The organism is Sphingobium sp., from assembly GCF_049304695.1.
Lineage (GTDB): Bacteria > Pseudomonadota > Alphaproteobacteria > Sphingomonadales > Sphingomonadaceae > Sphingobium.
In genome coordinates, this window is the sequence record NZ_JBAQOK010000051.1 from 1 (window position 1) to 14052 (window position 14052).

Annotated in this window: 10 protein-coding genes and 5 pseudogenes; 5 read left to right on the forward strand and 10 right to left on the reverse strand. The window is 52.2% G+C overall.

All coding sequences use genetic code 11. From position 1 onward, the window contains the following. Positions 1-179: 179 nt before the first annotated feature. Positions 180-476: pseudogene (locus WA070_RS07630) on the reverse strand (transposase); the annotation flags it as partial. A 49-nt stretch (positions 477-525) separates the two neighbouring features. On the opposite strand from WA070_RS07630, the pseudogene WA070_RS07635 reads away from it, so the two are divergent. Continuing rightward, a pseudogene (locus tag WA070_RS07635) lies at positions 526-984 on the forward strand (transposase). Positions 985-1529: 545 nt separating this feature from the next. On the opposite strand, the gene metK reads toward WA070_RS07635, so the two are convergent. From metK to WA070_RS07670, 7 genes are all read right to left on the reverse strand, one after another. After that, positions 1530-2729: a methionine adenosyltransferase gene (gene metK, locus WA070_RS07640; RefSeq protein ID WP_422633498.1), complete on the reverse strand. Its 1200-nt coding sequence runs from the start codon at positions 2727-2729 to the stop codon at positions 1530-1532. A gap of 272 nt (positions 2730-3001) precedes the next feature. Beyond that, the gene (locus tag WA070_RS07645; protein ID WP_422633499.1) at positions 3002-4111 is read right to left on the reverse strand and encodes a hypothetical protein; all 1110 of its coding nucleotides are present in this window, start codon (positions 4109-4111) and stop codon (positions 3002-3004) included. After that, positions 4105-5958 (reverse strand): glycosyltransferase, encoded by a 1854-nt coding sequence (locus WA070_RS07650; RefSeq protein WP_422633500.1) that lies wholly within the window; start codon positions 5956-5958, stop codon positions 4105-4107. Before WA070_RS07650 ends, WA070_RS07645 begins: the two co-directional genes overlap by 7 nt. Continuing rightward, positions 5955-7091, reverse strand: coding sequence for a glycosyltransferase (locus tag WA070_RS07655; RefSeq protein ID WP_422633501.1), 1137 nt, complete (start codon positions 7089-7091; stop codon positions 5955-5957). Before WA070_RS07655 ends, WA070_RS07650 begins: the two co-directional genes overlap by 4 nt. Positions 7092-7142: 51 nt before the next feature. Beyond that, positions 7143-8798: a hypothetical protein gene (locus WA070_RS07660; RefSeq protein WP_422633502.1), complete on the reverse strand. Its 1656-nt coding sequence runs from the start codon at positions 8796-8798 to the stop codon at positions 7143-7145. 50 nt (positions 8799-8848) lie between these two features. Beyond that, positions 8849-9445 (reverse strand): class I SAM-dependent methyltransferase, encoded by a 597-nt coding sequence (locus WA070_RS07665; RefSeq protein ID WP_422633503.1) that lies wholly within the window; start codon positions 9443-9445, stop codon positions 8849-8851. A gap of 5 nt (positions 9446-9450) precedes the next feature. Continuing rightward, entirely contained in the window at positions 9451-10302 is an 852-nt protein-coding gene (locus WA070_RS07670) for a WcbI family polysaccharide biosynthesis putative acetyltransferase (protein ID WP_422633504.1), read from the reverse strand. A 262-nt stretch (positions 10303-10564) separates the two neighbouring features. Between WA070_RS07670 and WA070_RS07675 the strand changes: the two are divergent. The 4 genes and pseudogenes from WA070_RS07675 to WA070_RS07690 all read left to right on the forward strand — a co-directional run. Continuing rightward, positions 10565-10946 (forward strand): annotated as a pseudogene (locus WA070_RS07675) (IS5/IS1182 family transposase); the annotation flags it as partial. A gap of 147 nt (positions 10947-11093) precedes the next feature. Continuing rightward, positions 11094-11291: a transposase gene (locus WA070_RS07680; RefSeq protein ID WP_422633506.1), complete on the forward strand. Its 198-nt coding sequence runs from the start codon at positions 11094-11096 to the stop codon at positions 11289-11291. Between the two features lie 89 nt (positions 11292-11380). Then, positions 11381-11578: a hypothetical protein gene (locus WA070_RS07685; RefSeq protein WP_422633505.1), complete on the forward strand. Its 198-nt coding sequence runs from the start codon at positions 11381-11383 to the stop codon at positions 11576-11578. Between the two features lie 645 nt (positions 11579-12223). Continuing rightward, positions 12224-13639: a glycosyltransferase gene (locus WA070_RS07690; protein WP_422633507.1), complete on the forward strand. Its 1416-nt coding sequence runs from the start codon at positions 12224-12226 to the stop codon at positions 13637-13639. Here WA070_RS07690 and WA070_RS07695 read toward each other — a convergent pair. Next, positions 13614-13709 (reverse strand): annotated as a pseudogene (locus tag WA070_RS07695) (IS630 family transposase); the annotation flags it as partial. The gene WA070_RS07690 and the pseudogene WA070_RS07695 sit on opposite strands and share 26 nt — an antisense overlap. Positions 13710-13746: 37 nt before the next feature. Continuing rightward, positions 13747-13905: pseudogene (locus WA070_RS07700) on the reverse strand (IS66 family transposase); the annotation flags it as partial. Between the last annotated feature and the right edge of the window lie 147 nt (positions 13906-14052).

The window sequence follows — 14052 nt, forward strand, 5'->3', positions numbered from 1 at the left end:
GGTGTGGCCCGTGGCATTTTCTGCCCTGCGGCAGGTTCGGCTTAGACACCCAGTTCCTAATTCAGATCAGAGGCTTACGCCACTCCCGCCAACCCTTCAGGACACTTTTGGTGAATAAGGCGGGCTAACGACTCACTCTGGCACATTCTGATGCCGTACGGAGGCCGTCCACCCCAGCAGGGCTGATCGATCAGCCTGTTCCAGGCTTCGCAGCAAAGGTCGACGATGTTGTCGTGGGACGTGAAGATGCGGTTGGATAGCCAGTTATCGCGCATGAACTGCCAGATATTTTCGACCGGGTTGAGTTCAGGACATTTTGGCGGCAGCGGAACGATGCTGATATTATCGGGTACTTCCAGCTTCCCGGTCATGTGCCATCCGGCCTGATCCATCAGCAGCACGCCGTGGGCACCTGGTTCGATAGCGAGCGATATCTCCGCCAGGTGCAGCGACATGGTCTGGGTATTACAGAAGGGCAAGATCGGTGGCAAGGTGCGCCATCGCGCGGATGGCACGCCATTGCCTATGATCGCCCTGCCGGTCTTCGGCTACAAGTCCCACATCAGCATCGATCGGCGCTTCGGCTTCATCCGGGAGATGGCGGTGACTTCGGCATCGGCCGCCGACGGGCGTCTTCTCCGGCAGGTCATCAGCACGGATGACACCAGTTCCGAGGTCTGGGCCGACAGTGCCTATCGCTCAAAGCGCAACGAGAAGTGGTTGTCGGACCGCATGCTCACGTCCTGAATTCACCGGCGTAAACCCAAGGGCAAGCCCATGCCGAAAGCAACCGCGCGGGCCAACGCTGCCAAGTCTTCGATCCGCGCTCATGTCGAACACGTCTTTGCCCATCAGAAGAACAGGTTCGGGCTGTTCATCCGAACCATCGGCCTGGCCCGCGCCGAAGCGAAACTGACCCTTTGCAACCTCGCCTACAACTTCAACAGGCTGATCTTCCATGAGCGCCGGGAAAGCATGGGCTGAGTCTGTCTCCAATCCGGGGAACTGGATGAAATCGCCCAGAATGCCTTCGATAACAGACCAAATGCTGACCCTTCAGCATCTGCCAGCACCGCCATCATCACCCGTCAGGCTGCCAGCCACGTAGCAATCGGTTTTTGCGGGTCTCCAGCTGAGCGGCTTGTGAATTTGCTCGCGATTTACTGTGTTCTGAGCTGGCGGATGTCATTGAGGATCGTTGTCGGCCCTGGCGCCTTGCGGGTCATCAACCCGTCGGGGCCTTCAGCGTTAAAGCGAACGACCCAATCCCGCAAGATTTAACCCGTCACCCCGCCGACATGGGCTGCATCGCTGCGGCTGTGCCCGTCCAGAATCGTCGCGATTGCCAATAATCGACGTACTGCGCCCCGTCCTTGCAGCGACGCGCAAAGGCACGAACATCGCCTGCGCTGAAATCTCCACGGAGCTTGATCGCAACAGACATCGCAAACCTCCCCCTCCTCAGCATGTACAAATATCGGGCGCCAAAGCTTTACTTCAGAGCCCTTATGCTGCGTTAGCGATTAAGATCAGGCCAGTGCGGCCTTCAGCGCATCCACCAGATCGGTCTTTTCCCAGGGGAAGAAGTCGCCGTCCGGGGTGCGGCCGAAATGGCCGTAGGCAGCGGTTTTCTGGTAGATCGGCTTGTTGAGGCCGAGATGGGTGCGGATGCCCTTGGGCGTCAGCCGGACGAGGGTAGGCAGGACCGCCTCGATAGGGGGCTCTTCCACCGTGCCGGTGCCGTGCAGGTCGACATAGAGCGAAAGCGGTTCGGCGACGCCGATCGCGTAGCTGAGCTGGATCGTGCAGCGACGGGCAAGGCCCGCGGCGACGATGTTCTTCGCCAGATAGCGGGTGATGTAGGCGGCCGAGCGGTCGACCTTTGTCGGGTCTTTGCCACTGAACGCGCCGCCGCCATGGGGCGATGCGCCGCCATAGGTATCGACGATGATTTTGCGGCCGGTCAGGCCCGCGTCGCCATCAGGGCCGCCGATTTCGAACAGGCCGGTCGGGTTGACGTAGATGGCTTCTTCGCCGGGCAGCCAGCCTTTGGGCAGGACGTCGGCCATCACGCCCCTGACGTAGGCGCGCAGTTTGGCGCGGCTGTCGTCATTGTCCATGCCTGCGGCGTGCTGGGTCGAGACGACCAGCGCGGTGGCGCGGACCGGCTTTTCATCGATATATTCAAGCGTCACCTGGCTCTTGGCGTCGGGTTCGAGGAAATCGACGACCTTGCCGTGGCGATCGGCGGCCATGCGTTCCAGGATCTTGTGGCTGTAATAGAGAGTGGCGGGCATGAGGTCGGGGGTTTCGTCCGAAGCATAGCCGAACATGATCCCCTGATCGCCAGCGCCTTCATCCTTGTTGCCGCTTTCATCGACGCCCTGCGCGATGTGGGCGGATTGGCCGTGGAGGTTGTTTTCGAAGCGGAAGGTCTGCCAGTGGAAGCCGTCCTGCTCGTATCCAATACGCTTGACCGTTTCGCGGACGGTGGCTTCGATTTCTTCCTGCGCGCCCGGCGCCCAGGCGCCGTTTTCATAGACGCCCTTGCAACGGATTTCACCGGCGAGGACGACGAGCTGGGTCGTGGTCAGCGTTTCGCAAGCGATGCGGGCTTCGGGATCTTTCGACAGGAAGAGATCGACTATCGAGTCGGAAATCTGGTCGGCGACCTTGTCGGGATGGCCTTCGGATACGGATTCCGAGGTGAAGAGGAATTGGTTACGCATGGGACTCCAGTAAAACATGGGCGGACGAAAGGATGTAAAGGAAACTCTATATTGCTCGATTTTGCCTTTATAGGTCGAGGAGACTGTCGATTATGTCAGAGGTACCGCTCACGATCGAGAGAGGTGCTAGGTTTAGGACCAGTAGCCAGAACGAAACTATGGCAGCGAGAGGAATGACAGAGAGGAAGACGTTCGGACATCTTCATCGAAATATCCTCGTGTAAAATAAGTTGATGCTGAGCAAGGCTCTATCAAGCCGTGGCGCCCTCCATCTATTGAACCCGCTTCAATTTAGCAGAGTGAAATGCATAACCTAATTTGCGGACATCTTCGGCGCTTGCAATTTTCGTAGGCCACAGCAATTCGATAATCAACTGTCGATTGGCCTTGGTTTCGAAGGTCAAAAGGTGACTGTTATCTTCCCAAATAAAGTCTATTTTCTGCCCGTTAACCATGATCTGCTGCGGGCATGGCTCTGTGCTGTTAACAAAAGGTATGTGGAGCACTATCTCATAACGCGCCGATGCGGGCACCTCGATATAAATTTTGCTAGAGCCATTTCCCGCAGACCACCGCCAGCTGAATGCATCGCTGCTTTCGATAGGACCCAGATTGTAAAATCCAGATAGCTCGCGGACGTCAATGAGCCACTCCGAAGGCCAAATCGAATTAGCGCGCGACTTCAAATATTTCAGTCCCACAGCGACATCTGCCGGCGCAAAAAGCCCTCGAGATGTCATTATCGGATTAGGCGGTGCCTGCTCAGATCGCTGGTCTAATCGCCCTACCGCTATAACTTCATCGGCATCGTTCGATGCATTCAGATGCAGATCTGCGTTCTTGAGAAAAACGAACCCAAGGTTCTGCTTCAGAAAAGCTATTACCTCATCAGCCCGGCGATCATGTCCATCGGACCTGATAACGACCACCGGCCGCACGGACTTCATAGCTCTTGCAGCAGGAACGATCATGTCGAGGCTCAACGCATCGCCACCGATGACCACCATCTTTACATCTCGAATGCCCAGCAAGAACGTATCAAGAGTGCGACCTCGCAAATAATCGGGCCATTCGTGTGTTCGATAGGACAGCGGATCGATCTGCTGAAAATAATCGGCGTTCTTGGGTGCTGCGAAAATTGTTTCACCGACATTAATTTCTGTGCTCTGTGGCGTGATACCGCGGCGGATCACATCCATAGCGTAAGACACCGGCGGAATGACCACCGAGCGTAGCCGCGCATTGGCATCCCGCATAGAAGGCGGCAGCGAGCTAGATAATCTATCGATTTCAAGTACGTAACCGGAACCAGCAATAAGGCCCGGCAATGCGGACGCGACATCCCACCAGCCTGCATTGAGGCAATCGGCATGCGTCAACATGTAGTCAGATCCTTTTGGATTGAGCGCGATCCGATCCGATGCGAAGAATCCCACAGAACATCGCTGCCCTTAATGGCGAGAATGACTCGTTCGGGGTCGCTATCTTGCTCCCACATGCTATCCCATATTTCCGTTGGATTGCCCACATCTTGGACGACACGAAAACCGTAGCGGAGAAACAGGTCTGCCATTGCCGGCCGATTAACCAGGTGCTTGCTGGTGCAGCTCGCCTCTCCCACCAGACTGACGACAAAAGACGCGTTCGACGGTAGCGCGTTGGCGGCAGCGGCCAACAATGTAGAAGCGTCATCCGCAAACTCGTCGAAGCTGGACAGGGCCATTAAAACATCGCATCGAGCAACATCTGATATCTGGGTTAGTGCATAGTTCCTGACATTGGCCCATCCGAATGCATCGCGCGCCAGTTCAGCCTCAAAGGCATTGCCGCCAATGATATGCAGCCACTTGTCTGGCGATTGGGCAGCAGGCAGCATCAATCCATGCCACCACAGGTTGTGTCCGGTGCTGGGACGGACGCTCAGCTGATTAGCGGCCGCATCTACCTGCGATCTTGCAACGGGTGCCAGTGTAACTGTTTGGCTGTCGAGCTGGCGGGTTGCATATGATGATCGGCCGTTAGGGAACACAGTTTCCAAAGCCTCAACATATCGATCGACGAACTGGTTCATTTGCAACTGTTCCACTGCAAACTTGCGACTTGCGGCCTCATAGGCTGCGCGAAGTGCCGGGAAGCAAACGAGAGGCAACAGCGCCTCCATCAGGCCCGATGGCGTCATGTGCTCGACGGGCACCTTAACAGCGCAGCTGTCTGGAACCTCGCTGAATGTACCGACGTCGGTGACTACGATACAGCATCCCACACCTAGCCCATTGGCTAGCGAACCCGAAGATTCACCAAGAGTAGGGTATCGCAGGTTAACCAAAACATCACAGGCCGCTAAATATTCTAGCATAGCGTCATCGGGCACATAGCCCCGAGTGATAACGTGGTCGCGCAAGTCCAACCGAGCAATTTCGCCATCCAGATCAAATTCATCTTTGTTGGTTTGACCAGCCACGACGAATAGCACGTCAAGGTTCTTCGCCATGAACTGCTGCATGACCTTGAAGGTTAGATCGATCCGCTTCGCTCGGGTTACGAAACCTAGTGAGAGAAGGACAACTTTATCGGTTGGTAGGCCTAATTTTATTCGTGCGCGCCGTTTGGCAGCGTCGCGATCAGCAGCAATTGGTTCGACCCGTTCCTGATAGGGATGAGGAATATGGAATATTGGCACATCCATCCCGGTTGCGGCCAGTCGAAGCTTCCCAGTCAGCGAATGGGTCACCACTCCGGATGCGCGCGATACCAGAGCTGGTGTGAGCCCCATCTCGCTGTGAACAATCGACGATTGCCATCCCCATTGCTTGATATCTCTGGAGACGAGCACACCGGCGCGACCATAGGCCTCGAACATCAGCTGGGAATAGCCTTCACCGACCGGCCCACCGGGAAGCGATGAGCCCAACATGTGCTGTAACGAAAGATCGTGGATCGTTACCAGCCCCGGTATGGACGCCAACATCGGCAACATATAGCAATGATCGAAGTTGTTACCGACCTGATATGCGTGGGGCAGAGATGCCAAGCTCTGCGAATAATGAACATATTCTGAATAGGTGATAGTGTCGCAGTGTGGAGACACTGTTGTGGGGGCATCATCCGCTACTACAGCGGTAATGCTGTACCGTTTGCTCAGCGGAGCTAGCAAACTATCGCTGTAATCTGCAATGCCATTCCGCTGCGGTGGCAGTGGTGAGAAGAAAATAAGTGGGCTTCCTGTCATGATGCGCGACTTTCAATGACATAGCTATTGGCAACGTCGAGCATGGCGCGAAAATTCGCCAATTGCTGCTTTGTATAATTTTCAAAAACTATGCAGGATTCGGCGCGTAGCCTAAGAAGATCATCCTCTCCTGAGATTGCCTCGAGACAGTCAAGAAGTTCTTGCAAGTCATCGCATAGATGACCTTTACAATTCGTCGCAATTCCACACATGCCGTCTCGCGTCGTAATGATTGGCATGCCATGCGCCAGCGCTTCCACCGTCTTAATCTTGAGGCCGGTGCCACTAATGTTGATGTTGATGATGAGATCCACATCCCGGTAAAATTCAACAGCGTCTTCAACAAAGCCGAGCGCGACGAAACCCGGTTGACCGTTCGGAACATATTGGCCAATCGCACCCGCGATTCTGAATTCGAACCGATCAGTTATGTCTGGTCGATCCTTCAAGCACTCAATTAACTCCTCGAAGGACAAACGATTGCTTGGATTACCGCTTGCCAGGTAGCCAACACGAATGCGATCGGCCCGCGTTGGCACGGGAAGATAGCTTTTGGGCAGGATATGACCAATGGTGAAGAGTTGATTTTCAACCCTGCCGGTCAACACCAGCGCCTCTGCATCCTGGATTGCTATTGCAGCATTGGCGCGCGCCAACCCCATCGCTTCTTGTTGCGGAGAGCAGAAGAACCAAGCTGGAGCAACGCCTTGTTCCTGCAATAACTGCTGTCGGCCGCCGAACAGATCATGAGTGTCGATTATACTGAATGTCTCCGGCCGGATAGCTTCGGCCACACGGGATGACCAGACATAATTGATCACTGCGATATCGAACCTCCAGCTGCGCTGGAGATGCTCAATGTAAGCGGGCAGTTCGGGTCCGCAATAATCGTCGATGCCAAAACCGTCGCTGCGGGTTTGCGTCTTGCTAATGCGAGGCTGGACATAATGAAACCAATCCCATCTAGCCCGCATCACGCTCTCCTGGCGCGGACTAAGCCCCTCAAGACCATAATAAACGAAATGAACTCGATAGCCATGATATTGCAACAATTCGCAAAATCGACCGATCCGTGCGGAATTGCCCTGATTGATGGGATCTGATGGGATCGGAGAAACCACAAGTGCGTGCATTTCTTTATGCCTATTATTGAAAGGATGCCCGCCGGTGTCGTAAAATCGACGTCAAGCCAAACATTCGGCATTCGAAATAGCTACGCTCAGGCTGCGGGTGTCACCATTATCCGGCTGCCTTGCATCACAGATCAGACGCACAAGGGCAAAACTGCGATCAGGCGGAGTGAAAGCCATTTCGGCCTGCCAACCTCCAGGAACGACAACCCAGTCCAACGAGCAAACATCGCCGTTTTCGGTCAAAACGCGCAAGCTTCGGCCTTGCTCATCCGAAAGAACCATCGGTCCGCGGATTACCAGTCGGCGTGTCGTCGGATCGCAAGGCACTGCCATCAGGCCATTACCCGACATCCACTGGAAAGCTGTACCGTCGGGCATCTCGTCATGATCATGGAAGCCCGCTAGCAAACGAGGTTCACTGGAACCACCCGTTTTATCATGTCCCCATCCCATGGACAGGACAGTGATTTGGCGAACGGCCACGACTTGATTACCCGACCGGACGGAAGGCCCTCGCATCTTGAGCATGAGAAGACCTTCTGCACCGATTTGGTTTCGAGGGATCTTACCCATCGACCACCATATACCACTTCCTGTGTCAGCATGATGTGTCAGGTCGACTGGCCTATCGTCCGCAAGGACCGCCATAGACTGCAAGACCTCGATTGAGCTATCCCCGCCGCCTTCGATGATGATTACCGCGTCATAATCGGTTGCAATCTCAAAAGCCGCAAAAGCTTGCCGACCAACCGCAAGAAATCGCGGCCCCAGCGCACTGGGAGCCCAACCATGTCCGACAAAAGGCAGGCCAGGCATAAACAAGGCATCCATCGGGAGCTCTCGCGGCATTGGCGTGAAATGATGTTCAGGGACAGCCAGCGACAAGGCAACCATTTGCCGCTCCAGTGCCGTCCGTTGCAACGTGACAATCGCATCGACCCGAGGTATTATAACATCGGCATATTGCTTCATTAAGGACGTGATTAGTTTGTCATGAAGATCTTTGACGTTCGCTGTCAGTTCTTCCACCCGAGCCTCGGCTGTACTTAATCGATGCAAGATAGTATCGCCATTCGACACGGTGATTAGGATGGGGCAACCGTCCAGTTCCCATTGCGCACCTTCGAGCCGGACTGAGATCCGAGCACCGATCGTATCGAGCAGATCGATTGGCAGCGGAATGGAGAACCTTATTTCCGGGATCGCGCCAGTACGGGCGCCAGCTAGACCGACGACTTGCCCGGTAGTCCGCGGCAGCACTTTTTTGCCGATCACCTGCCCGCGCGTCGTTACACATATAGTCAAGGGAAGCGCATCGGGGTTGACCCGCTCAAGGACACCCGAAATCATGCCACCAGAAACCGCGGCCTGTCCGGTCGCGACTGTAAGAGATTCTAACACCGACGATTTGTCTGCCAACTCCAGGACATTGCCCTCATCCTCATCACCCGCGAAACGGCAGCCCAGCGTGACCGGCGCCGCCACTAGTAGGTCGACAGGAACCTTGAGAATGAACGACTGACGCGAACTCGACCCTGCCGATATAATGGAAGCAATGCCGAGGCTCAGGCCGTTGGCAAATATCTCCACGTCTTTCTTCGCGCCCGACGGAAGAGTCCCGTAGATAACCCCTCTGTACGCACCTTCGATAACTGGCTGCGAATTCACTCTGTCAAGGCCATCCTCGACGAGATCGGATTCTTCCAACACGCTTTCCCCCAAAACAAATCAACGCTGACCCTGCTCTGATCTCAGTCTTAAATCTTCTTCAAGGCTATGCAAGCCATGCCACCGTGCCAGTGTTGAGAGCGATATACCTTCACTTGATCAAATGCGTGCCGCTCGAAAAATTCCATATTGAACCGGGCCACATGCCCTTCGATCAAATGATCTTCCGCGAAAGGGCAAGCAATCAGCACGTAATCGTTTGCTACCGCCATTAATGCCGCAAGAAAGCTGTCGGGATCGCTCACATGTTCAATAGTATGGCTTGACAGAACGATGTCCCAATTCCGCTGTCCAGCAAGTTCACCAACATCCTGAACTAGATAATTAAGGTCCGTAAACTCGGAGGCGGCGGCCGCAATGGATGCAGCGTCAAGATCTAGTGCGGTGACATCGACCAGCTTTATTCGAGCAAATGACAAGGGATGGTGGATTGCCCGCAGTAATGCCGTGCCTGCCGCAGTCCGGGCACCAACATCCAATAATGTCTTGGAGTGATAACCGGGAATGTTATCACCCAGGAATGAGCTAATATCACTATAGAATGACAACGACTGACTGTCACATTTTACCTTCATATCGTAATTCGGCGAGATATCCGCAGGCAACTTCGAAAAAATCGATAGCATCAATATTAACCCTTTATCGCGGGAACACTATCGTAAAAACGATAGAAGCTCTCTACAACATCCTGAAGATCTTCGAAAACACGCGCCGCAGTACTTTCTATCGGCGTATTAATATGAAGTCGGTCAATCCCAACAAAAGATCCTAGCGGTAATTCTTTGATTCCATATAATTGCCGTACAGCTTCATAGACAGGCAAATTTATCTTTGACAAGGCGTAAGGATGAAAATCAGGCTTTTCAATAACTACACCAACGGCCTTCAGCATACGTGATATCATTTCAAGTAGAACAGTCCGCACAGGATGATTGCTTGTATAAAACAATTTTTTATCAAAAACATTACTTTGAATAAAATCTGAAATTTTCAAATCTACATCATTTTCTCGGGCATGCAACTCAGCAATCGACGCGCCGACCGGGTCAGGATACATCGCCAAGAAATTGTCCAATTCGTATTGTGCCAGGCAGTCGATAACGCTCAAGCCTTCGACATAAGCTGCGCGAACAATTTCCAAATGATAATCATCTAATGGCCCCACCAGCTTTCCAATCCCGTCAAGATAGACATATCGTGCATCGGGGAAATAACCTGAGTGATATATATTGGGCCACGAAATCACGCTGGGAAAAACATCCTTCAGGTAATTGGTGCGCGCATATCGTATGGGATAATCATCACCAACCCTTTGTGAGAAAATTATATCTGCGTTTGCGACCTTAGAAAGAATTTTATCTTCATCGCCTTCGGTCATCATAAATACAGGAGGCAGCGTGATAACCTGACAATTGGAATACATGAGTGTCATGGCCTCCAATTCCTGCGCCTGGCAATTACCCATTATTGCAATAGTCGGCATAGATTTTCTAATCTTTTATATTGAGAAACGCGACAGCAGACGCCGCCAAGTTTTTGATGTTTCATAGTGTTTAAGACAAGCCGTATGGTGTTGCAAGGCAAGCTTACCGACCTGCCTCCGGCAGGCCCTCGATCATAACATGATGCTTATTCCGGCAGGCTCGCCTGCACAAGCACCTTGGGATTGAGGCTACTGATTGACGCGAAAGTCTGGCGCACTTGCTTGGTTTCACGTCTTCAAGTGGCGAGTGATCGTGCCCCTGATGCCCAACAAACCCAGAGGCGTTCCGCGCGCCGATGATTGGTGCGTGCCGAACGGCATTTCGATCCGTGCCCCATAGCGATTTACCGGAACGCTATGTCCAACCTGCTACAGCCGCTTTGCGCGAGAGCGGAAGGCGGGTGTGTGGGATCGAATGATGGACGCCATCACGGTCGCGCTTGATGGCGACATTCAGATGATCAACAGCACTTTCATCCGGTCGCTCTAACAGGCTGCAACGACAAAAGGGAGGATCGAGATAATTGTCTCGGTCGCTCAGCCTGACCGCCAGTCAGATGCACGACGGTCAGGTCATAGGCGAACTGTTCAACCATCTGAGACCGCACATGATCGTGATTGCCGATAAGAACTACGATGCCGACCCGCGACACTCGGCGGCAGCATAGCCGCGATCATCTTCGATATCCCAACCAGCCTAACTGGCGCCGAATGGCGGATTGTCGCCTGCCATCTGCTGGATACCCCAGCAAATGGAAGGCCACGGCGCTGGTCGTGGCGCGCGTTGCTCGATGCTCGATGGCAAATTGTTTATCCTACGCACGGGCGCTCCGTGGCGCTGCCTGCCTCCTGTTTTTCCGCCATGGCAAACCGTCTACAGATGGTTTGCATCTCTACATGACCGGAGCTTTTCTAGGCGCTTAATCACGCCCTCGTCATCGCTGACAGTAGCAGTCAAGGGCGAGAGGAGGCACCGTCTGCTGCCGTGATCGACAGCCAGTCTGCGAAAACCACGAAGCCAGGCGTACCACGCAGTTAAGATGCTGGGAAGAAAGTCATGGGGCGAAGACGGCATGCCATGGTCGATACCGATGGCCGTGCCCTAGAACTGTTGATCCATGCTGGAGATGTTCAGGATCGCGACGGAGCCATCCCTTTGTTGCAGCAATCTCGGCACCGATATCCCTTTGTCTCCAAGGCGTTCGAGGACAGTGCGTACAGCGCCGCTCGTGTCGCCAATGCCACATCCATCAGCATTGTGATCGTTAAGAAATAGCCGGTCAGGTCGGCTTTACCGTTCATCTCGTCGATGGGTGATCAAGCGCACCTTCGCTTGGCTCGGACGAAACAGGCGGTTAGCGAAGGACTTCGCAGCCACCCTCAGTCCGCTACCGCCTTCCTCTACGCGGCTGCGACAAGGGTCTTGATCCGCCGCATGGCCCGGGCATCATGTATTTAGAAACTGAATCTGAGGCTTAATCCTTTTTCAAGGAAAACTATAGCTTGAACTCGAATTTTTTTTTAGGATAAGTCACTATCTGAATAATTTACATTTTATAAATAATGGCATTTTTTCGAAATTGGAGTATAATATATTTTAACATTTAATAAGGTCTTGTTATTTATTCCTTGCAATGGACATGGGGGTTGTGAATATAGTGCACTAACTTTTGGTAAGTTTTTATCCCAGTTTCTTGATATAGATGTTTCTGTTTGCTTTCCTCGATGTGGCGCAACAGAGATATTAGTAGATTTTACTGATAGAAACGGTATGCGTTTCTTAGACTTTGGCATACAGGTCAATGATAATGACAACTCTGGAATCATCTCGCAACATCGTCAGCGCGCACGAGAAATAATAGCTGCGGAAGCTCCTGATGTCGTCTTCATCTCCTTCCCATGGCCTTTGCGAGGCTGGGGAATGGTTGCAGCCTGTGCAGATCTTAAGGTTCCAACCCTTCTTAAATTCGCACTTGTCCCGCCGTCCCCATTTTATGTTGATCCTGCAATTTTGGCAGTGGTAAAAATTGGACGAACATCTCGTCAACACTGGTTTGCCACCTCACGATTAGGCGCTGCAGTAGTCGAACACAGTTTTGACATTGAACCGGGAGAAATTGACCATTTTCATGTTGCTGCCGTAGGATTAAATTCCTTATTAGACATTAATCGTTCTAACTATTACTTTAATAATTCTATAGACGATATAAGAAATGAATTTGGAATTGATGGTGACGCGTTTCTAATTACTACTGTAGGACGACTTTCTAAACAAAAAGGTTACGATGTTTATATAGAAATATTAAATTCAATATTAGAAACAATTCCAAAAGCGCATTTTTTGTGGATTGGAGATGGTGAACTGCGTCCACAGCTAAAGGCGCGCGCTAAAGAATTAGGCATATCTCATAAACTGACCATGACAGGTTTCCGCATGGATGTTAGACCTTGGCTACGCACAAGTGATCTGTTCGTTTTTCCAACCATCTACGAAGGTGGTACATCGCAGGCGGTGCTTGAGGCAATGGAGGAAGGGCTCCCTATCGTAACCTCGAGAATAATTGGTATTGAAGAAGTTCTGCGCGAAGGAATTGAAGGCTTACTTGCTGAACCTGATAATCCTACTGATCTAAAAAATATGATAATAGAATCTTTTAATAACAATGATGCACGTCACTCAATGGCGCTTGCAGCAAAAGAAAGGGTCAAGCGATATTCAGTTTCAGCTCTTATTGCAGAAACAATTTCTCGTATAGATTATTTACTTGGAACGTCTCTTAGATATTCTAAAGTCTTCGAAACTATATGGAATGATCCAAAACTAGCTTTTTCTCTTGGTGGACCTGCATCGATAGGATGTGGAACATATAAAAGTTTTTTTGATATGGCGTCAATTCTCGATTATCATTTTGGATATCGACATTCTCAGATTGAGATAGAGATAAATAATCTTGTTTATGGTTCTAACGTTTGGCCATTTATTCGTTTTAAGTTTCAAATAATTGACGGCGAAATTTCTTTGGAGTTTCGGCAACATCAGCCTTGGCCTAAAATGTTCCAGCAGTGGCCTAGTGAGTTATCCGATCAGTGGGGTACACTGGCTACGTTTAGTTCCTCTAACATTGAATCTTTTTTGATAGAACAAGATCGGCCGGCTGATGATCAACGTCTGCTTGTTGCTTTAGTACAGCTGATGCCTCGAATTATAGAGAGTGCGCTTTCCCGATCTAATATTGAAATGGGTCACAGAGGGAGATGGGTATTTGCAGCTGAAGAATTCTCGAGCGCGTACCTAGAGCGGATTTCGATGAGTCTGGATCATAGCCGCACGAGCTGAAATAGTTGGCACATTCGGCGGGCTGGAATATATCGACGAACCTGCCGATAAGGCCCCACAGGCCGCTGACGGGTAATTGCTCACGGGGTCGGCAATTGGTGCGCTGATCAGGCGACCACGAATCTGCCATCGACGAGTTCGCGGATGGCTACGAGGGCCGATTTGCCGCTGAGACGAGCGGTTCCGGTGACGGATCTATATCCAGCGTGGATCTGGGCACCCCAGTCGGACCGGAAGCCGTTGGTGACCTTGCGGAACACGACTGATACCAAGATTCATTGATTAGAATGTGGATCGGCGTGCAAAAAGGACCCCGTTAGCGGGGTGATCGGCGTCTAAAAGGGACCCCTCATTTCGATGGTTTAAGCAGCCGGCTGGATTTTCAGGCGGCGAGATCGGGATGTTGGTTTTGG

Bases quoted from the DNA above. Each gene is read 5' to 3' on its own strand.
- metK (WP_422633498.1), bottom strand. From the start codon at position 2,729: ATGCGTAACCAATTCCTCTTCACCTCGGAATCCGTATCCGAAGGCCAT.
- WA070_RS07645 (WP_422633499.1), bottom strand. From the start codon at position 4,111: ATGTTGACGCATGCCGATTGCCTCAATGCAGGCTGGTGGGATGTCGCG.
- WA070_RS07650 (WP_422633500.1), bottom strand. From the start codon at position 5,958: ATGACAGGAAGCCCACTTATTTTCTTCTCACCACTGCCACCGCAGCGG.
- WA070_RS07655 (WP_422633501.1), bottom strand. From the start codon at position 7,091: ATGCACGCACTTGTGGTTTCTCCGATCCCATCAGATCCCATCAATCAG.
- WA070_RS07665 (WP_422633503.1), bottom strand. From the start codon at position 9,445: ATGCTATCGATTTTTTCGAAGTTGCCTGCGGATATCTCGCCGAATTAC.
- WA070_RS07670 (WP_422633504.1), bottom strand. From the start codon at position 10,302: ATGCCGACTATTGCAATAATGGGTAATTGCCAGGCGCAGGAATTGGAG.
- WA070_RS07680 (WP_422633506.1), top strand. From the start codon at position 11,094: ATGCTCGATGGCAAATTGTTTATCCTACGCACGGGCGCTCCGTGGCGC.
- WA070_RS07685 (WP_422633505.1), top strand. From the start codon at position 11,381: ATGGTCGATACCGATGGCCGTGCCCTAGAACTGTTGATCCATGCTGGA.
- WA070_RS07690 (WP_422633507.1), top strand. From the start codon at position 12,224: ATGGTTGCAGCCTGTGCAGATCTTAAGGTTCCAACCCTTCTTAAATTC.